This window comes from Halorubrum luteum, assembly GCF_054652935.1.
In genome coordinates this window covers 2,361,863-2,380,923 of record NZ_BAAIGT010000002.1, presented here as the reverse complement: position 1 = coordinate 2,380,923, position 19,061 = coordinate 2,361,863, and the positions used below count along the sequence as shown (strand labels likewise).

The 19,061-nt window shown below is 65.7% G+C and carries 13 protein-coding genes and 1 tRNA gene; 7 read left to right on the top strand and 7 right to left on the bottom strand.

All coding sequences use genetic code 11. The features are described from left to right. Positions 1–210: 210 nt before the first annotated feature. Entirely contained in the window at positions 211–1,983 is a 1,773-nt protein-coding gene (gene argS, locus ACYQ0R_RS11745) for an arginine--tRNA ligase (protein ID WP_459823961.1), read from the top strand. A 42-nt stretch (positions 1,984–2,025) separates the two neighbouring features. Continuing rightward, on the top strand, positions 2,026–2,259 hold the full coding sequence (gene ddfA / locus ACYQ0R_RS11740; protein ID WP_459823959.1) for a DdfA family disk-determining factor: 234 nt from the start codon (positions 2,026–2,028) through the stop codon (positions 2,257–2,259). A gap of 39 nt (positions 2,260–2,298) precedes the next feature. Here ddfA and ACYQ0R_RS11735 read toward each other — a convergent pair whose 3' ends face one another. Then, positions 2,299–2,691, bottom strand: a complete 393-nt coding sequence (locus tag ACYQ0R_RS11735; RefSeq protein ID WP_459823956.1) for an SHOCT domain-containing protein — start codon at positions 2,689–2,691, stop codon at positions 2,299–2,301. 370 nt (positions 2,692–3,061) lie between these two features. On the opposite strand from ACYQ0R_RS11735, the gene ACYQ0R_RS11730 reads away from it, so the two are divergent. The 3 genes from ACYQ0R_RS11730 to ACYQ0R_RS11720 all read left to right on the top strand — a co-directional run bounded on the left by ACYQ0R_RS11730 (position 3,062) and on the right by ACYQ0R_RS11720 (position 6,940). Beyond that, positions 3,062–5,398, top strand: coding sequence for an amino acid permease (locus tag ACYQ0R_RS11730; RefSeq protein WP_459823953.1), 2,337 nt, complete (start codon positions 3,062–3,064; stop codon positions 5,396–5,398). A gap of 85 nt (positions 5,399–5,483) precedes the next feature. Further along, a tRNA-Leu gene (locus tag ACYQ0R_RS11725) sits at positions 5,484–5,567 on the top strand. Positions 5,568–5,734: 167 nt separating this feature from the next. Next, positions 5,735–6,940 (top strand): SPFH domain-containing protein, encoded by a 1,206-nt coding sequence (locus tag ACYQ0R_RS11720; RefSeq protein WP_459823950.1) that lies wholly within the window; start codon positions 5,735–5,737, stop codon positions 6,938–6,940. Positions 6,941–7,000: 60 nt separating this feature from the next. Here the strand turns inward: ACYQ0R_RS11720 and ACYQ0R_RS11715 are convergent, their stop codons facing one another. From ACYQ0R_RS11715 to ACYQ0R_RS11705, 3 genes are all read right to left on the bottom strand, one after another. After that, positions 7,001–7,993, bottom strand: coding sequence for a ribonucleotide-diphosphate reductase subunit beta (locus ACYQ0R_RS11715; RefSeq protein WP_459823947.1), 993 nt, complete (start codon positions 7,991–7,993; stop codon positions 7,001–7,003). A 37-nt stretch (positions 7,994–8,030) separates the two neighbouring features. Continuing rightward, entirely contained in the window at positions 8,031–10,586 is a 2,556-nt protein-coding gene (locus tag ACYQ0R_RS11710; protein WP_459823944.1) for a ribonucleoside-diphosphate reductase subunit alpha, read from the bottom strand. Positions 10,587–10,888: 302 nt separating this feature from the next. Next, positions 10,889–11,338: a zinc-ribbon domain-containing protein gene (locus tag ACYQ0R_RS11705; protein WP_459823941.1), complete on the bottom strand. Its 450-nt coding sequence runs from the start codon at positions 11,336–11,338 to the stop codon at positions 10,889–10,891. Between the two features lie 238 nt (positions 11,339–11,576). Here ACYQ0R_RS11705 and ACYQ0R_RS11700 point away from each other — a divergent pair, with 238 nt between their 5' ends. Continuing rightward, positions 11,577–14,453 (top strand): BGTF surface domain-containing protein, encoded by a 2,877-nt coding sequence (locus tag ACYQ0R_RS11700; RefSeq protein WP_459823938.1) that lies wholly within the window; start codon positions 11,577–11,579, stop codon positions 14,451–14,453. Positions 14,454–14,517: 64 nt separating this feature from the next. On the opposite strand, the gene ACYQ0R_RS11695 is transcribed toward ACYQ0R_RS11700, so the two are convergent. The 3 genes from ACYQ0R_RS11695 to ACYQ0R_RS11685 all read right to left on the bottom strand — a co-directional run bounded on the left by ACYQ0R_RS11695 (position 14,518) and on the right by ACYQ0R_RS11685 (position 16,809). Beyond that, positions 14,518–15,453, bottom strand: coding sequence for a pantoate kinase (locus ACYQ0R_RS11695; protein WP_459823935.1), 936 nt, complete (start codon positions 15,451–15,453; stop codon positions 14,518–14,520). Between the two features lie 371 nt (positions 15,454–15,824). Beyond that, positions 15,825–16,490, bottom strand: a complete 666-nt coding sequence (locus ACYQ0R_RS11690) for a helix-turn-helix domain-containing protein (RefSeq protein ID WP_459823933.1) — start codon at positions 16,488–16,490, stop codon at positions 15,825–15,827. A 79-nt stretch (positions 16,491–16,569) separates the two neighbouring features. Continuing rightward, on the bottom strand, positions 16,570–16,809 hold the full coding sequence (locus tag ACYQ0R_RS11685) for a hypothetical protein (RefSeq protein WP_459825810.1): 240 nt from the start codon (positions 16,807–16,809) through the stop codon (positions 16,570–16,572). A gap of 175 nt (positions 16,810–16,984) precedes the next feature. Between ACYQ0R_RS11685 and ACYQ0R_RS11680 the strand changes: the two genes are divergently transcribed. Then, a complete protein-coding gene (locus tag ACYQ0R_RS11680; RefSeq protein ID WP_459823930.1) occupies positions 16,985–19,036 on the top strand; it encodes a DEAD/DEAH box helicase in 2,052 nt (683 codons plus the stop codon). Positions 19,037–19,061 lie beyond the last annotated feature (25 nt).

The window sequence follows — 19,061 nt, the reverse complement described above, 5'->3', positions numbered from 1 at the left end:
CCCGATCTTCGGCCGTCGCACGCAAAAGGATAACGAATGTGTTATGGATCTCAGAAACGTGAAAAGGCTTTTGAGTTTTCGGGCCCGATCCCGGCCTCATGACATCCGATTTGAACTCCGAACGGGGTGCACCTAAGCGCTCCGGTCGCGGCGGCTCCCGCCGGTCGCGCTTCGGAAGGGCCTTTTAGCCCCACCGACGAACGGGGAGGTATGTTCAGGCAGTTCCGGTCGGAGGTGAAGTCGGCGCTCGCGGACGCGCTTGCGAGCCGCGACTTCCCGACCGACGACCTCGGTATCGAGCGACCGCCCGACGAGATGGAAGCGACGCTCGCCTCCAGCGTCGCGTTCCGACTCGCGGGCGAGGCCGGCGCAGCTCCTCCGACCGTCGCGGCCGACATCGCCGACGCGGTCGACGTCGCCGGCTACGAGTATCTCGACGCCGTCGACACCGCGGGTCCGTACGTGAACTTCCACGCTGGCGACCGCTATCTCACCGACGCCCTGGCGGCCGCCGCCGGGGACGAGGAGTACGGTACGCTTCCCGACCGCGACACCTCGGTCGTCGTCGAGCACACGAGCGCGAATCCGACGGGTCCCGTCCATGTCGGTCGCGCGCGCAACCCGATCGTGGGGGACGCGGTCGCGAACGTGCTCTCGTACGCCGGCTACGACGTCGACCGACACTACTACGTAAACGATGCGGGACGACAGATGGCCGTGTTCACGTGGGCGTACGAGACGTTCGACGAGGCGAACCTCGAGGAACCGCCGGCACGCGACCGGATCGAGTACGATCTCGTCCGATACTACCGGAAGGGAAACGCCTACCTCGAAAACGCCGACCCGAACGACATCGAGGCTGCGGAAGCGGAGATCGCCGATATCCTCCAGGGGTTGGAGGCCGGCGACGAAGAGACGTACGAGCGCGTCGGCGAGGTTGTCGACGCGGTGCTCGGCGGGATGAAGGCGTGTCTCGCGCGGCTTCCGGCGGAGTTCGACGAGTTCGTGAAGGAGACGCGGTTCATGCGAGACGGGTCGACCGACGACGTCGCCGATCGCCTGCAGGCCTCCGACCACGCCGTCTACGACGAGGACGCCTGGCAGCTCGAACTCGACGCGTGGGGGATAGAGAAGAACCTCGTGTTCCTGCGTTCGGACGGCACGAGCCTCTACACGACGCGCGATCTGGCTCACCACGAGTGGAAGTTCGACAACTACGACCGCGCGGTGACGGTGCTCGGCGAGGACCACAAGCTGCAGGCCGACCAGCTCGATGCCGCCCTCGAGATCCTCGGCAACGACACCGACGCGCTCGGGCACGTCATCTACTCGTACGTCAACCTCCCGGACGGGAAGATGTCGACCCGTCGGGGGACGGGCGTGATGCTCGATGACCTCCTCGACGAGGCGATCGACCGTGCTCGCGAGGAGGTCGAAACCCGGATGGACGACCGGATCCGCGACGACGACCTGACCGACGAGGACGTCGAGCGGATCGCCCGGCAGGTCGGTATCGGCGCGGTCCGGTACGACATCGTCTCGAAACAGCCGACGAAGGCGATCACCTTCGAGTGGGAGGACGCGCTCGACTTCGAGGCGCAGTCCGCGCCGTACGTCCAGTACGTCCACGCGCGCTGTTGTGGAATTCTCGACGAGGCCGACGCCGCGGGCGTCACGACCCCGGACGCTGCGAACGTCGACGCCGACGCATTCGAGACGGAGGCGGCGCGTGACCTGCTGCGGGAGGTGGCCCGGTTCCCGGCGGTGATCGAGGCGGCTGCCGACGATCTCGAACCGCACACGGTCGCGACGTTCACGCGACAGATCGCGGAGGCGTACAACGGGTTCTACCGCGAGTGTCCAGTGCTCACCGCGGACGACGATGACGTTCGTGACGCTCGTCTCGCGCTCGTCGTCGCCGCCCGGAACACGATGGCGAACGCGCTCGACGTGCTCGGCGTCGAAGCACCCGCATCGATGTGAGACACCAGACTCTTGGGGTTGCTGTGTATTACTCCGTTCCATATGCCCCGTAAGGGAAAGATAACTGAAGACGTGGTTTCGGCGGTTGCGGACCGAGAAGGCGTCTCACAGGATGCACTTCCGCCGTTGTACGAGTACGTTGAGACGGACGCTCTCGAGCAGCTGTTCGAACATGCAACCACGGGCCCGGACGCCGATCTGTTCGTGCGGTTCTCCTATGCAGGGTACAGAGTAACGGTTCAAGAGCCCGGTGACGTCTCCATCGACGAGCGCTGACGCTGACTGGTTGATCCCCAAAAGGAGCACGCGGGGATGTCAGCGCTCGCGACTCAGCTCTCGGTCGAGGTCGCGTTCCACGGACTCGCTTTCGAGTTCGCGGGCGATCCGCCGCTCGAACTCCTCCTCGCTTATCCGTCCCTCGACGTACTGTTCCCGGAGGCGTTCCTGTGGGTCCGCGGGCTCCGTCGAGGACGTCGACCGGCTCGATCCGAACTCGTCCGTCGCCGTCCCTCCGTCGTCGCCGAGAACCCACGCCCCCGTCTTATAGACGACGTAGACGACTCCGAGGAGTATCGCGAGCGACACTGCCGCGGAGACGACCGCCCACGCCAGACTCAGGATCGTCGAGACGACGGAGACGACGATGCTGACGGCGAACAGGACTCCGATCGCGATCACACCGTAGTAGAGGGCTTTCTTGAGGGCCATATCCCCACGTCGTCGGTCCGTCTGGAAATACCTTCGGCCGGCCGCCGCGGCGGGTCTTCGTGCGTTGCCGGAGTCGATCGCGCACGAACTGAACACCCGAACGCCGTCTCCGCCAGCTCGTCAGTCGTTCGTGCGGACACGACGTGCGGCCGATGTCGATGAGACCCCATCGGTGATGGAGGACGTATCCGACTCGATCGGTCCACGCACACGGTGTCTCGTCACCGACTACAGCAACGTCAGGTACACCATTTATTTTTAATTCGCTCCAATTTCTCGCCGTGGAAATGACTGATCTGACCGGTCGGTCACTCGCGCATCACGCTCGCTCTCCGACACGACGGCCGTCGTTCGCTGGCGGGGTGATACGATGCCATCGGGGCTGAAACGCGATCTCGGACTGCCGGAGACGTTCGCGATCGCGGTCGGCGCAATGATCGGCTCGGGGATCTTCGTGCTCCCGGGCGTCGCGTGGTTCTTCGCCGACTCCGCCGCCGTGCTTGCGTTCGTGATCGCCGCGGTGTTGGTGCTTCCGGCCGCGCTCGCGGTGGCGGAGATGGCGACCGCGATCCCCGAGGACGGCGGCCCGTATCTCTACGTCGAGCGGAGCATGGGGCCGCTGCTCGGCACCATCGCCGGCGTCGGAACGTGGCTGATGCTCACGCTTAAAAGCGCGCTGGCGCTGGTCGGCGGGGTCCCGTATCTCGTGTACGTCGACCCGACGCTCGCGGAGTTCGTCATCGTTCTCGCGGTGTCGCTCGCGCTGCTTTTCACCGTCGTCAATCTCGTGAGCGCGGAGGGGTCCGGGAAGCTCCAGTTCGCGATCGTCGGGATCCTCCTCGTGATCCTCGCGGCGTACGCGGTCGCTGGCGTCCCCGAGATCGATCCCGAGCGGACCGCCGGCGCGTTCGACCCGACCACCGGCGGGATCCTCGCGGCCACCGCGATCGTGTTCATCTCGTACGCGGGACTGACGAAGATCGGTGCCGTCGCCGAGGAGGTCGAGAACCCCGGCCGGAACCTGCCGCTGGCGATCCTCGGCGCGCTCGCGTTCGTCACCCTGACGTACGCGCTGGTGGTGTACATCACGATCGGCGTTCTGGACGTCCCCGCGGCGATCGAGGGCACGAGCCCGGCGGTGCTCTCCGAGGACGGCGAGGGGGCGATCATCGCGCTCGCGGCCGAGGAGGTGATCGGCGGCGTCGGTGCGATCGCCATCGTCGTCGCGGCTCTGATGGCGCTTGCGTCGACGGCGAACGCCGGGCTGCTTGCGGCGTCGCGGTTTCCGCTGGCGATGGCTCGGGACGGCGTGTTCCCTTCGAAACTCGAGGAGATCAGCGAGCGGTTCGCTACCCCGGCGTACGCTGTCGCGCTGACCGGCGTCATCCTGACCGCGATGACGTTTCTCCCGATCCAGGCGGTCGCCGCGTTCGGTAGCGCGTTCCAGATCCTCGTGTTCGTCCTGTTGAACGTCGCGCTGATCGGATTTCGGGAGGGGGCGATCGAGAGCTACGACCCGGCGTTCGAGACGCCGCTGTATCCGTGGATGCCGTTGTTCGGGATCTTCGGCGGCGTGCTGGTGCTGTCGTACATGGAGACGATCGCGATCGTCGGCGCGCTCGGGATCGGCGCGCTCGCCGGGCTCTGGTACCTCTTTTACGTCGTGTTCTACCGCGACGGTCTCGACCGAGAGGGTGCCGCCCGAACTCGCGTTCGGCAGGATGTCGGCGAGCGCGCCGTCGAGCGGACACGCGAGCTGTTCACGGCCAAGACTGCCGGCACGTACGACGTACTCGTCGCCGTCACCGAGGGGACGACGCGAGCCGCTCGTCGGGACATGCTGCGGATCGCGTCCGATCTCGGTCGGCTCCGGACGACGGTTATCTCCGTCGTCGAGTTCATCGACGTTCCGGACCACGTCTCGCCTGGCGGCCAGACCGGCGTCCGCTCGGCCGACACGCCGGAGTTCCTCCCGACGGACCCCGACGAGGCTCCGGACTGGTTCCCCGGTGGGAGTCAGCCCCGGACGTCCGGCGGTGTCGCGGCCGATTCCGCCGCCACTGACGATCCGCGCGCCAGCGTCGACTACCGCGAGATCGGCAGCCGGGACCACAGGCAGGCGATCGTCGACTTCGCCACGTTCGAGGACGTCGACCTCCTGTTCCTCGAGCGTCAGGCCCGCGAAGGGTTCAGCCACCTCTTCGGCAGTCGGGAGACGGCGTGGATCCTCCAGCACGCTCCCTGCGGGGTGGCGCTCGTCGAGGACCGCGGCTTCGACGAGATCGACGAGATCGCCGTCGTCGCCACCCACGGCCCGTACGACCCGCTGAAGCTGCTGATCGCGGACGCCGTCGCCGAGGAGACCGATGCCGAGATCAACCTCCTTCGGGCGATCCCCGAGAACGCCCCGGCCGAGCGCCGCGAGACGGCGGAGCGATACCACAGCGAGCTGTTGTCGATCCTGACGGTCCCGGGGCGGTCGACGGTGCTCGAAACCGACGATCAGGTCGACGGCCTCGCACGGTTCGTCGGGGACGCGGACCTCCTCGTCACCGGGGTGAGTCGTGGCGGCGTCCTCGACAGACTCCAGGGGAGTCGGGCCGACCAGCTCGTCGAAACCGTCGACTGTACGGCGGTCATGGTCCAGCCGCGTTCCGTCCGGCGGCGCAGCCTGCTGGAGCGGTTCGTCCTCGATCGACTGTTCTGAGATGCGGTGTGCCGTGCACAATCGCGTTCGCCTCAGTGGCAAACCGGAGGCTTAAACCTCCATGAGCGGGTATCGTCGACCGCGTGCGAGGGTAGCCAAGCCCGGAAACGGCGGCGGACTCAAGATCCGCTCCTGTAGAGGTCCGTGGGTTCAAATCCCTCCCCTCGCATCGCCGGGGTCCATCCCCGTGATGCGGAAGACCGCTCTCGGAGCGCTCTTCCCTCGCAACACTCTCATCGACGGCGACCGGGGAGCGACGGCTCTCCGCGATCAACGCGTCACCGCGATCGGCCGAGTCGTGCGAACCGTTAACGTCGTTGAACCGTAACGTCGAGTATGGGAACTAACGGTCCTCGATCCGACCTCCTCGACACGGAGAACCCGACCGGGGGGCTACCCGACTCCGTCTGGCAGTACCTCGCGCTCGCGGTGGCGGTGCTCGTCGGGTTCACCCTACTGAATCAGAGTCTGGTGTTCGGGGTGGCGGTGCTCGCGCTGCTCGTCGTCCTCGTCACGATCGTCAGCGCCGTCGAGATCGTCGACGCCTACGAGAAGGAGGCGCTCACCGTGTTTGGGGAGTACCGACAGCTGCTCGAGCCCGGCGTCCATCTCATCCCGCCGTTCGTCTCGCGGACGTACGCGTTCGACATGCGGACACAGACGATCGACGTCCCGAGCCAGGAGGCGATCACGCGGGACAACTCGCCGGTGACTGCCGACGCGGTCGTGTACATCAAGGTGATGGACGCCAAGAAGGCGTTTCTCGAGGTGGACAACTACAAGCGAGCCGTCTCGAATCTCGCGCAGACGACGCTGCGGGCCGTGCTCGGCGACATGGAGCTCGACGACACGCTCTCCCGCCGCGAGCAGATCAACGACCGGATCCACGACGAGCTCGACGAGCCGACCGACGAGTGGGGGATCCGCGTCGAGGCGGTCGAGGTGCGCGAGGTGAGTCCCTCCCGCGACGTCCAGCGCGCGATGGAACAGCAGACGTCCGCGGAGCGTCGCCGCCGCGCGATGATCCTCGAAGCGCAGGGAGAACGCCGGTCCGCCGTCGAGAAGGCGGAGGGTGACAAACAGTCGAACATCATCCGCGCACAGGGGGAAAAACAGAGTCGGATCCTCGAAGCGCAGGGGGACGCGATCTCCACCGTTCTTCGCGCCCGTGCGGCCGACTCCATGGGTGAGCGCGCGATCATCGAGCAAGGCATGGAGACGCTCGCGGAGATCGGCCAGGGCGAGTCGACCACGTTCGTCCTCCCGCAGGAGCTCACCAGCCTCGTCGGTCGATACGGCAAGTCGCTGTCCGGCTCCGACGTGCAGGCGATGGAGGGGTTAGACGGAAAGCAGTTCGACGAGGAGACGGAGAAGCTGCTGGGGTTAGAGGACATCGAGTCCGCGCTGGAGGAGCTCGACTCGTACACGGACGAGGATCTCGCCGCCGAAAGCGAGGGCGGCGATCCGGCGGGGATCGAAACCGGAGCAGTCGCCGACACGGACGTGGAGCTGGAGACGGAGTCCGAACAGCCCGGACGCTAGGGGGAGCCGTGGAGTGGCGACGGACCGATCGTCAGTCCCGTCCCGAACCGACCGCGACGGTCACCAGTCCAACGAGCCCCCGGACTGGTACTCGGTCACCTGTCGCTCGAAGAAGTTCGCCTCGCGGTTCAGATCGACCGCCTCGGACATCCACGGGAACGGATTCTCGGTCCCGTAACGCTCGTCCATCCCGAGCTGGGTCAGCCGGCGGTCGGCGATGTACTCGACGTACTCGATGAACCCTTCCGCGGACATGCCGAGCAGATCGGGGGGACACGCCGCCTCGGCGTAGGTTGATTCGAGCGCGACTGCCTCGCGGATCAGCTCGTCGATCTCCGCCTCGAACGCGTCGGTCCAGACGCCGGGGTTCTCCTCGCGGATCGTGTTGATGAGGTCGACGCCGAAGTTGAGATGCAACGACTCGTCGCGCATGATGTACTCGAACTGCTCGCCGACCCCGACCATCTTCCCGCGCCGCTTCAGCGCGAGCATCATCGCGAACCCGGCGTAAAAGAAGATCCCCTCCATGATCACGTAGAACCCGACGAGATCACGCAGGAAGGCGCGGACGTCCGCGTCGCCGTCGATCGTGAAGTCGGGACGGTCGATCGCCCGGGTCAGGTCGACGACGAACTCGTCTTTCGCCTCGATCGCGGGAATCCGGTCGTACATCCCGTAGAGGTAGTCGGGCTCGAATCCGAGCGAGTCACAGCAGTAGATGAACGTGTCCGTGTGGATCGCCTCCTCGTACGCCTGTCGAAGCAGATACTGGCGGCACTCGGGGGCAGTGACGTAGTCGTAGACGGCGAGGACGAGGTTGTTCGCCGTCAGCGACTCGGCCGTCGAGAAGAAGCCGAGGTTCCACTCGACGAGCTGGCGCTCCGCCGCCGAAAGCTCGTCGCCTTCCCACTGGTGGACGTCATCGGCCATCGGAATCTCGTCGGGAACCCAGTTGTTGTTGACGCCGTCGGTGTAGTACTCGCGGGCCCAGTCGTACTCGATCGGGAGGATCTTGTTCGGGTCGTGATGTGCGTCGTTGTTGATGATCGGCATGGTGTGTAGAGTGGTGGCTTCGGATGGTTCGTGGTCGCTACTGACAGGACTCGCAGGTCGGGTCCTCGACGGTCGGAAGATCCCTGCGACCGTCGGTCGCGCCGTCGTCGGCGGCGGCTGCTCCGTTGTCGTCGTCCCGCTCGAATCCGGTCGATCGTGACTGGGTGTCGTCGTACTCCGCCATATCGAGCGTCGACTGTTCGATGCTGGACGCGCCCAGCGTGCGGAGATAGTACGTCGTTTTTACTCCGAGCTCCCACGCCGTCTCGTACACGTCGGCGAGCAACGACCCGTCCGTCGAGGGGAAAAAGACGTTGTGCGACTGGCTCTGGTCGATCCAGACTCCTCGACGGGCGGTGAGTCGGAGCTGATGGCGCGGGTCGATCTCGAACGCCCCGCGGTACAGCTCCGACAGTGCTCCCGGAAGATCGAGCCCTCCGACCGCGCCGTCGTGGTACTTCAGCCGGTCGAGCGCCTCCGATCCCCACTGCCCCTCCGCTTTGAGGTCGGCGACGAGCCGTTCGTTGACGACCGTGAAGTCGCCCGACATGTTCGATTTCACGTAGAGGTTCGAGTACAGCGGCTCGATCGACGGCGACGTTCCGGCGATGGTGGAGATCGTCGCGGTAGGCGCGACCGCGGTGGTGTTCGAGTTACGCATCCCGTGGGCCGCGATCCGGTCGCGAACCGCGTCCCAGTCGAGCGTCTCCTCGCGAGCGACCGGAATCTCCCGGCCACGCTCCGCTTCGAGCAGATCGAGAGTGTCCTGCGGAAGCAGATCACGGTCCCATTTGGAGCCCTCGAACGTCTCGTACGCGCCGCGTTCGGCCGCGAGTTTCGCGGAGTTGTCGATCGCGTGATAGCCGAGCAGCTCGCCGGCCTTCCCGGCGAAGCCGAGCGCGCGCTCGGAGTTCATGGGGACGCGTGCGAGCTGAAGCGCCTCGTGGAATCCCATCAGCCCGATGCCGATCGGCCGATGCCGCATGTTGGACCGCTCCGCTTTCTCCGTCGGATAGAAGTTCAGATCGACGACGTTGTCCAGCATCCGCATCGCCGTCTCCACGGTCTCCGCGAACAGCTCGACGTCCAGTTCGGCGGCGTCGCCGTCGACTCCGGGCGCGAACCCGGCATCCGCCTTCGAGGACCCGCGAGCCGCGGCCGCGACGTCGTCCGGGGCGGGGTGTGTCGCAGCGTCGTCGCGGAACGTCATGTGGCGCGCCACGTTAACCGAACCGAGGTTACAGACGGCGGTCTCCTCCGCGCTCGTGTTGAGCGTGATCTCCGTACAGAGGTTCGAGGAGTTGACGACGCCAACGTGATCCTGCGGGGACCGCACGTTACAGGGGTCTTTGAACGTGATCCACGGGTGGCCGGTCTCGAACAGACGCGTGAGCGTCTCCCGCCAGAGGTCGGCGGCGTCGACGCGCTCGAACTGGCGCAGCTCGCCGCGGTCGGCGGCCGCCTCGTACGCCTCGTATCGCTCCCGAAACGCCTCTCCGTAGGTGCCGTGAAGCTCGGGGACCTCGTCCGGCGAGAACAGCGTCCATTCCGCGTCCGCCTCGACGCGCTCCATGAAGAGGTCGGGGATCCACGCCGCGATGTTCATGTCGTGGGTCCGTCGGCGCTCGTCGCCGGTGTTCCGTCGGAGGTCGATGAACGACGGGAAGTCGAGATGCCACGCCGCGAGGTAGGCGGCCGCCGCCCCGCGTCGCTTGCCGGAGCGGTTGATCGCACCCGTCACGTCGTTCGAGATCTTCAGGAACGGCACCGTTCCGGTCGACTCGACGCCCGTCGAGGAGACGAGTGCGCCGTCGGCGCGGACCGGCGTCCAGTCGTTCCCGAGACCGCCGGACCACTTCGAGAGCTTCGCGTGTTCCTTGTACGCATCGAAGATCCCCTCTAGGTCGTCCGGAACCGTCGTGAGATAACACGAGGAGAGCTGCGGGTGAGTCGTTCCGGCGTGGAACAGCGTCGGCGTTGAATGGACGAACCGGAGCGTCGAGAGCACCTCGTAGAACGCCTCTGCGTACGCCGCTCGCTCATCCGGCTCCTCGCGGAGCGCGACTCCCATCGCGACGCGCATCCAGAACACCTGCGGAAGCTCGAACGGCTCGGAGTCGGGCTCCCGGAGATAGTACCGCTGTTCGAGCGTGTCGAGCGCGGTGTAATCGAACAGCGCGTCGCGATCGGGTTCGAGCGCGTCCGCGAGGCGGTCGAGGTCGTACTCGGCCATGCGCTCGTCGAGAAGATCGGCGTCGAGGCCTCGCTCGATAGCCGTACGGAACGCGTCGGCGTACGCAGCCCCGAGCGCCTCGTCGTCCGCCGGCGGGCGCGTGCCGGTCACGCGACGGAAGTAGTCCTCGCGTGCGACGCTCGCGGCCATCCCGTCGTAGGCGGGATCGCGCTCGATCCGCGCCGTGAGCGCGTCGATCGTCGCCGACGCGCGCTCGGTCGGCGTGGCGTCCGCGTACAGCGCGCGGTCGATCTCCGCGACCAGTCGATCGCGAGTGTCGTCGTCTACCACCGTCTCGTACCCGTTTCGTGCCCTGTCGAGCAGGTCACGAACCGCGGTGTCGTGTGTCGTCGTGCTCATGTGAACTCCCGGTCGCGACGGGGAACGACATGCTGCGGACGTCCCGGCGCGGGCAGCAGCGTTGCCACTCGACGGCGATCGCGAGATCGGCGCGAGCGAAGCGCTGCCGGCCGCAGCGACGGGAGCCCGCGGAGCGAGCGCCGCCCGTGCGAACCGTATCCCGTGACTACCGTTCCATCGTCTTAAGTATTACCAACAAATTTGTGATAGGGCAAGTGCAGTTGTTTTCGACGATGGAGACGACGCAGGCCGACATCGACGGAAGGAAGCTGACTTCCCGGGCAACCCGCCGCACGAAGAGCTCAAAACACCACGAACAGGACGATACCGAGCAGGACGAACAGAGCGTAAAGCCCGACCATCACCTCGCGTTTAAGCGGGCTGCCGAGCGGCTCCGCAGTCAGACGACGGATCGGCGGCAGGATGGCGATCCCGCCGAGTATCAGAAACCATGAGTGGAGCGCCGGCACCAACGTGAGCGCGACGACGATCGTTCCGTAGCCGGCGACGTAGCAGCCGCGACGCCAGAGCTGCTCGCGGTCCGATAACGCCTCTGCAGCCGCATCCGCGACGCCGGACGCAGCGGCTCCGTCGCCACCACCCATCCCCGACTCGGCCGCGACCTGCTCGGCCTGTTTTTGAACGTACTCGTCAAGCTCCTCGGCGGCGTCCTCCGTTTGTGGCGCACCGCACTGGACACAGAACCGGGCCGACTCGTCGATCTCGGTTTCACACCGGGGACACGACTTCATCCTCATCGGAACGGCGGCAGCGGCGGGCTTAATTCTTCGGAACGGCCTCGGACGAGCGACCCGGACGCCGTCATCGAGTTCACCGAATCGTCGTGCCCGCGAGCGACGACGTCGTTCTCCGTGCTGATAATCGGGTGGGCACGTTTTTGTCCGGGAGGAACGCAGTTTTGGGTAATTCGCGCTACCGTCGACCCACGACCGCGGTGAGTGCTACGAAACAGTCCGTGGGAACCCACAAATGCCACACGTACACCCCTCCGCCGACACCGATCACCTAAATCGACGCCTGCTCGCTGCCGCGCTACTCGTCGGGATCGGCGTGCTGGCTCTCGCGACGGGCGGCTCCGTCGCGGCAGAAGAGGGGCCCGCGATCGAGGACCCTGCGATCGAGAACGACACCGCGGTCGTCACGGAAACGAAGAAACACAGCGTCTCGTTCGACGTGACGAACGTCGACGACGACACCAACGTTACGGTAACAGTCCGGTTCTCGGAGGCGTACGATGGCGTAGTTGCCGCCGACGGGAACGTCACGGTCGGCAACAACAGTGCGAAACCGAGCGTCGACGGCCAAGAGGTGACTGCCTCAGTCAACGTTGACCAAGGGGGCGACAACAAGGAAGTGACGCTCCCGATCGAGTTGACACACCCGTCCACCGCAGGAAAAAACAGCCTCGACGAGATCGTAGTCGAGATCGACGATGACGAGATCCGCCGTGAGGATCTGAGTAGCCAGAAGATCGAGATCACTCAGATCGGGATCGATGCCACGTTCTCTGACGGTATCGTCGATAACCGTGGAGACGAAACGACGTTTGACATCGAGGAGACAGTGGGGACGGTCGATGAGATCAGCGATACCAACGTCCAACTCGAGGTTTCCGCAGACGGCCTTAGCGACGAGGCGACGCTCAAAGCGTTCGACGCCGACGAACAGGAAGATATCGTCTGGAATGAGAACGCCGTTAGTTTCGACGGTGTCGATCCGGGCGTGTACAAGTTCGAGGCGTTCGTTCCCGGAACGGACGCGTCGGACACCGCAACGATCCGCGTAGAGCGCGCCGAGGTCGACGCGTCGTTCGGGCAAGACGAGTACAGTACGCCCGCGGGCGACCTCGTCGACGTTGATGTCAGCGTCGGAGCTGATGGCGGATACGTCATTATCGGCGGCGACCGAATCAGCGATCCCGACATTCCGTCAGGCTCCCTCGACGTGCTCCACGTCGACGGTGGCGAGACGATCACGATCAACACGAGGCTGCTGGGGACGAGCGCGGGAACGGACTCAGTGTATCCGGACAGTGCCGTCGAGAGCCACGCCCACGGGAATCCGTCCGAGAACGTCACGTTCGTCGACGAAAACGGCGACGAGTTCAGCGATTTCGACGAACTCGCCGGGGCGGCAGAAGCGGGCGGGGTCGCGAACCCGCTGGTACCCCAGCGGTACCGACTTACCGTCGGTGCCGGTGAGACGGTCGTGCTGCGGGAAGACGGCGTCGTCGAGCCGGAGTTCCCGGGCGAACGGTCGCAACTCGTCCTGACGAAGCCGGAGTTCCGCGAGCGAGCGGACGTGTACGCCGCTCCGGGCGCGCCGGCTGACGCCGACGACTCAGTGGGCGATGTGCTCGGCGACGCGAGCGAACGCCGCGCGATCACTGAAAACGAACGTGTCGTGATCGGTTTCGAGGCGACCGGCATGTGGGGCGCGCTCGCGCACCTCGCCGGAGACGACGAGGAGAACGGTGACAGCGGCCTCGATACGATCTACGAGAACGGCGCGGCTGAACCCGATCTCCTGGCGGACCTCCTCTCGGAAGACGAGGGTGTCTCGCTGACGATCAGACAAACCAACCCGGATCGGAACGAACCCCGGACCCGTCTGGATCTCGCGTCGGCCGGCCCGAGCGACGCATATCTTCTGTTTGACGATGTCGAAGAGTTGGAGGCCCCCGGTGACGGGCCGACGGCCGGAACGATGTACCTCGTGATCGACACCGCCGCCGGAGCGTTCACGGAGGAGCTAAAGCCGGGAGACGAGTTCGACGTCGAGCTCGCGTTTGAAGGTGATATCGGGGAACGCTACGAGTTTGACGCGTCCGGTGACCAACCCGAACCGTTCGAGGCACGGTCCGTGACTGACGACAAGATCGACCAGCAGTTCCCCTATTGGACTGCTGACGATGAGAGTCGGGTCGCGACGACTAACTTCACGATCCGGGAACGGAGCCTCACGTACGACCAAGCCAACGATAACGGTGACCTGCTTGTCGATACCGGCGCGGCGACGATTTCGGGGACGACGACCCTAAATCCGAACACGGAGCTGTCGATCGAAGTGGTGTCCGACGGCGGCTCCGAGCCGGCCTACTCTACGGATGACCTAGATATCGACGAGGACGGGGCCTTCTCGTTCACTTTCGGCGCGTTCGTCGACTCCGGCACGGAACTCGTCGTCGAACTGTATAAGTCCGGAGATCTGTACGACAGCCGAACCGCGATCGCCGTCGACGACCCGGAGAACCCGTTCAGCTTCAGCATCGAGGACGAGCCCGGGGATCTGACGGTTACGCGAGGCGACCCGCTGTCGGACGTTGCCGTGACGGTACGCAACGAGGGCGACATCGAGGGGCGCGAGCGGATCAGCCTCAGCATCGGTAACGGCGCGCTCGTCGCCGAGGAGTCCGAGCGGCTGCGAGCTAACCGGACCGCCGAAACGGATTTCGCACGGACGACCGCCGACCTCGAGCCGGCTGAGTACGGGTACACGGTCAGCGTCCCGGGCGATGAGGTGACCGGAACGATCGTCGTCCATCCGGACGAGCTCCCGAGCGAGGACGCAGCGGAATCGGAGAGGTCCGAGGACGTCGACGAGGCGGATACCTCGGATGGCGCAGACGACGCCGGCGACCGGCCGGAGTCCGCCGAGGAGAGGGGATCAGATGCGACGGTCCCGGACGAGACGGGGGCCGACGAGGAGCCGGATGGCGAGGAGCCGCCCGACGAGGGCGGCGATGAGCGTTCGGGCATGCCGCTGCCGTTCGGCGTCGGTGCTCGGGAGGCGTTCGGCGGAACGACGATCGTCGGGGCGACGTACATCCTCGGCCACTGGGTGTGATCGCCACGAGAGAGGGCGCGTCCGCCCGGGCGGACTCTGCCCGGTCGGGGCGATACGGGGCTGGTCACGTCGATTCCGAATCGGCTGCGCCGGTTTCGCCTCCAGCGACATCGCGCTCGAGCAGCCGCGCACCCGTCGGGTCGACGCGACAGACCGCGGGGTCGTAGCCGGCGTCGGAGAGGCCGGTCCCGAGCGCGAACGCGGTGCGGCCGAGCATCGCCATCGACGCCGAGCCGCCGGCCGCCGCAACCGCCTCGATCGCCTCGGCGACCTCCGGAACGAGGAGATCGGCGCGCTCCGCGAACTCGCGTGAGACGCTCATCAGCGTCGGGAGCGTCGGATCACGTCGAAGCTCGGTAAGCGCTCGCTCGCCGGCGTCGGAGAGGAGAGTCGTGTCGCCTGCGAGCACTGCCTCCGTCGACAGCTCTCCGAACGTGACGTACTCGACGCGTGCAGTCGCGGCGATGCCGTCGAGGTCGCCGTGGCCTGGCGCACCCGGTTGGAGCCGAATCGGGATTCCGCCACGGGCCTGTGCGACGACGTCGCCGAGCCCGGTGCCGCGGACGACTTCCGCCTCGTGAGCGATCCGGACGAGCGCGTTCTCCGACCGTCCGGAGTCGAACGCGTCGTTGGCGGCGAGCGCCGTTCCGAGCGCGGCGGCCCCCGAAACGCCGAACCCGGCTCCGACCGGCAGGTCGCTCGCGAGGTCGACCCGGGCAGTCGCGCCCGCGACGCCGAGGGCCGCGAGCACGTCGTCGACGACCCCGATCGTCGCCGGGGTGCCGTTGAGCAAGACTGCGGGTGTAGAATCGGTCGGGGCTGCGGTGTCGATCCCATCGCTGCGGTCGGCAGCGGCGGGAACGACGGTCGCTCGGACGCCGTCCGTCAGCGCGACTCCGGCCCCGCGCGACCCCGCGGCGGCCGGGTCGGCCGCATGATGGGCACTGAAGAACGCGGTGACATGCCCGGGGACGAACGCGGTCGACCGCTCCATAGCCATACGCGTTTGAGACGGAGCGACCGATTAACGGTTATCATCCCGGAGTGATAGAGTGAACTCGCACCCAGTGATCTTCCCGTCTTTGATCGTTGTTAAATCATGCGCCCCACGGTGGAGTTGAACACCGTACTTCGGGCTGTTCTCCGGCTCTATCGCAAAATCGCGTAGCGTACTGTTCGGTTGTCGGGGTGCCGTCATCGTCGTCCCAGCGTCGGTCACGGACGCCTCAAATTCCCTTGCGGCGGCAGTGCGGGCCTACACAGGGAAGCCTCGGGGGGGTTTGTAAGGTGACCCCGAGGTACCTCACACGATCATGCCGACGATCGCGCGCTTCCCGGATGTACGCGAGCACGCGTTCCGGCTGCGGATGATCACTCCCGGGTTTCCTCGTCCTCCCGCAGCGACGAAACGATGAGTCGTTTGGTCCCCCGTCGAATGAGCCCGCCGGCTGCCGGTTGCGAGATATCCAGCGCGGCGGCGACATCGCCGAGCGTCGCATCCCGTGGCTCCTCGAAATAGCCCGCATCGAGCGCGACGAGGAGCGCTTCCCGCTGGCTATCGGTCAGACTCGCGTCCGTCTCCCCCAAACTCGAGTGGTCGTTCACGCGCAGCAGTTCGATGGCGATCCCGTTCGACTCTGCATAGTCCCAGAGGGGAGCGAAGTGTTCCCGATCTGGCAGCCAGATCGTGAACACCCAACCGGTTCCGTCGTTTTGCATATCGAGGACGACCCCGTTTGCGGAGGAGATGATCGGCGAGATTACCTTCGCCTCGTCGGTATATTCGAAGCTATAGATCGCCTTCCCGTCGCTGGTTTCGATCACCCGGTCGAACGCGCCAATCGTGTGATCGGTCCGCAATCCCTCCTCGAACCGATCGAGATCAGCCGACTGGACGCGATAGAAAAACCGCCCCGACGTCGGATCGGTTCCCGCCTCTAACACCGACGTGACCGTCGACCCACGGTCGTGTGCGACCGTCTTCGTGAGCACGATATCGGGATGTTCGACGCGGACAGCGGCGGTAACGTCGGTCATGGCTGTCGGATAGTGAGTCCGGCGGTGTACGGAGGACGTGTATTGCGGTGCAGGACGTGTGTGGGGTGCATGTAGGTACTTAGGCGGCCGTGTCTTTATGATCTACTACCGCGAGAAGTTCGTGAACTGCTGTTCTCACGTCTGTAGAGCCATCTCCCTCAATGCCGTGCTGTTCGACGTTCCACTTGGACGAGTCGTCTGGTTGCTCGGAACCAGTGTCTTCAGCAAAGAAGTCCCTACCTCTCCATCCTGCAAGCACTCCGACGCCAGCTGAAACAGCGGCAAGAAACTCTCTTCGTCGCAGCACAGAGGGAGCCATACATTCACATACTCCGGCTATGCGATAAGTACTCGCTCCCGGCAGTCGACCGGTCCGGGGAGACGCCGACCAGCCGTTTCGACGATCGCGGAGCGTCCTGAAAAGGGCGGACTCTGACACGACGGGCGTCTTGGCTTGACAATGCTGAAATACCCGTCTCGCTTACGGATCGACAGTGTCAACGCAGTTGGCCGAACTCGAGACGCTGTTCCTCCACGAGGCGCGGAGCGACTACACCGTCGTCGCGGTACGCGACGGGAGTCGAGTGCTTCGCGGTCGTCTCGAGCTCAAGGAGACGTCGGCGGGTCCCCGCCCCGGGAAGTTCCGGGTCGTCCGGGACGGCGAGGACCATCCGCGCTCCCCGGACGAGTTCGTCGAGCTCGCGCGGGCGGCGAGTCGGATCCGGATCTCCCAACAGACGTCGCCCGAGGCTCGCAAGCGTCTGGAAGCGATGCTCGACGGCTACCAGCTGGAGGCGCTGACGGTTCGTACCTGTCGGCGCTGCGCGACCGACGGTCGGTACGGACCGATCACCTCGGAGACGGCGATAGCGCACAACGGCGAGTCGATCTGTCGGGACTGCGCCAAACGCGAACTGGAGCGGGAGCTGTCGTACAAAGGGGAGTTCACCGGGGCCGCCGAGGAGCGGCTCGAGGAGCTTCTGTACGACTCGAAGGATCTCGACCGGATCATCAACCTGCTGCAGGGAGGGCTCGACCCCGACCTCACGAAGTACGACGAGGTGTCGGCGAACGTCGACGACGTGACGCCGGTCCGCACCGACGAGCTCGACCTCCACCCGGATCTCGCCACCCACGTCCGAGGGCGGTTCGACGAGCTGTTACCGGTCCAGAGTCTCGCGGTCCGCAACGGTCTGCTCGACGGCACCGACCAGCTCGTGGTGAGCGCGACGGCGACCGGAAAGACTCTCGTCGGCGAGCTGACCGGGATCGATCGGGCGCTGAACGGTGAGGGGAAGCTGCTGTTTTTGGTCCCGCTCGTCGCCCTCGCGAACCAGAAACACGAGGATTTCGAGGACCGCTACGGCGATCTCCTCGACGTCTCGATCCGGGTCGGGGCCTCACGGATCACCGACGACGGAACCCGCTTCGATCCGAACGCGGACGTTATCGTCGGCACGTACGAGGGGATCGACCACGCGCTCCGGACCGGCAAGGATCTCGGCGATGTCGGCACCGTCGTCATCGACGAGGTTCACACGCTCAAGGAGGGGGAGCGCGGTCATCGTCTCGACGGGCTTATCTCCCGTCTGAAGCACTACAGCGAGCGACGACGGGAGACTCACGACGGGTACGGCGGTACCCAGTTCGTTTACCTCTCGGCGACCGTGGGCAACCCCGAGTGGCTCGCCGGAACCCTCGGGGCGACCCTGATCGAGTTCGAGGAGCGACCCGTTCCGATCGAGCGACACGTCACGTTCGCGGACGGTCGGGAAAAGGCCCAAATTGCGGACAAGCTGGTACAACGCGAGTTCGACACGAAATCCTCGAAGGGGTACCGCGGGCAGACGATCATCTTCACCAACTCCCGGCGGCGCTGTCACGAGATCAGCCGGAAGCTTCGATACGACTCCGCTCCGTATCACGCCGGACTCGACTACAAGCGTCGCAAGCAGGTGGAGCGCCAGTTCGGCGATCAGGAACTGTCGGCGGTCGTCACCACGGCGGCGCTGGCCGCCGGCGTCGACTTCCCCGCCTCGCAGGTGATCTTCGACTCGCTGGCGATGGGGATCGAGTGGCTCTCAGTACAGGAGTTCTCCCAGATGCTCGGGCGCGCTGGCCGTCCGGACTACCACGACCGGGGTCGGGTGTACCTGCTCGTCGAGCCGGACGGGGTGTACCACAACTCGATGGACCGAACGGAAGACGAGGTGGCGTTCACGCTGCTGAAAGGCGAGATGGAGAACGTCGCGACCCACTACGACGAGACGGCCGCCGTAGAGGAGACGCTCGCGAACGTCGTCGTCGCCGGCAAGCGGGCGAAACGGCTCAACGACCGCATGATCGGCGAGATTCCGACGACTCACGCGGTCGGCAAGCTGCTCGAGTGGGGGTTCATCGACGGATTCTCTCCGACGCCGCTCGGTCGCGCCGTCTGTCGGCACTTTCTCGCGCCGGACGAGGCGTTCCGGATCCTCGACGCGGTTCGGAAGGGGACCGATCCGTACGACATCGTCGCGGATCTCGAACTACGCGACGACCGATAGCCGGTCGAGATCGTGGGTGACGGAC

What these genes read in the sequence shown, in the direction of transcription:
- ACYQ0R_RS11730 (WP_459823953.1), top strand. Translation starts at nt 3,062, where the DNA reads ATGCCATCGGGGCTGAAACGCGATCTCGGACTGCCGGAGACGTTCGCG.
- ACYQ0R_RS11705 (WP_459823941.1), bottom strand. Translation starts at nt 11,338, where the DNA reads ATGAAGTCGTGTCCCCGGTGTGAAACCGAGATCGACGAGTCGGCCCGG.
- ACYQ0R_RS11710 (WP_459823944.1), bottom strand. Translation starts at nt 10,586, where the DNA reads ATGAGCACGACGACACACGACACCGCGGTTCGTGACCTGCTCGACAGG.
- ACYQ0R_RS11695 (WP_459823935.1), bottom strand. Translation starts at nt 15,453, where the DNA reads ATGGCTATGGAGCGGTCGACCGCGTTCGTCCCCGGGCATGTCACCGCG.
- ddfA (WP_459823959.1), top strand. Translation starts at nt 2,026, where the DNA reads ATGCCCCGTAAGGGAAAGATAACTGAAGACGTGGTTTCGGCGGTTGCG.
- ACYQ0R_RS11735 (WP_459823956.1), bottom strand. Translation starts at nt 2,691, where the DNA reads ATGGCCCTCAAGAAAGCCCTCTACTACGGTGTGATCGCGATCGGAGTC.
- ACYQ0R_RS11685 (WP_459825810.1), bottom strand. Translation starts at nt 16,809, where the DNA reads ATGGCTCCCTCTGTGCTGCGACGAAGAGAGTTTCTTGCCGCTGTTTCA.
- ACYQ0R_RS11700 (WP_459823938.1), top strand. Translation starts at nt 11,577, where the DNA reads ATGCCACACGTACACCCCTCCGCCGACACCGATCACCTAAATCGACGC.
- ACYQ0R_RS11715 (WP_459823947.1), bottom strand. Translation starts at nt 7,993, where the DNA reads ATGCCGATCATCAACAACGACGCACATCACGACCCGAACAAGATCCTC.
- ACYQ0R_RS11690 (WP_459823933.1), bottom strand. Translation starts at nt 16,490, where the DNA reads ATGACCGACGTTACCGCCGCTGTCCGCGTCGAACATCCCGATATCGTG.
- ACYQ0R_RS11720 (WP_459823950.1), top strand. Translation starts at nt 5,735, where the DNA reads ATGGGAACTAACGGTCCTCGATCCGACCTCCTCGACACGGAGAACCCG.
- argS (WP_459823961.1), top strand. Translation starts at nt 211, where the DNA reads ATGTTCAGGCAGTTCCGGTCGGAGGTGAAGTCGGCGCTCGCGGACGCG.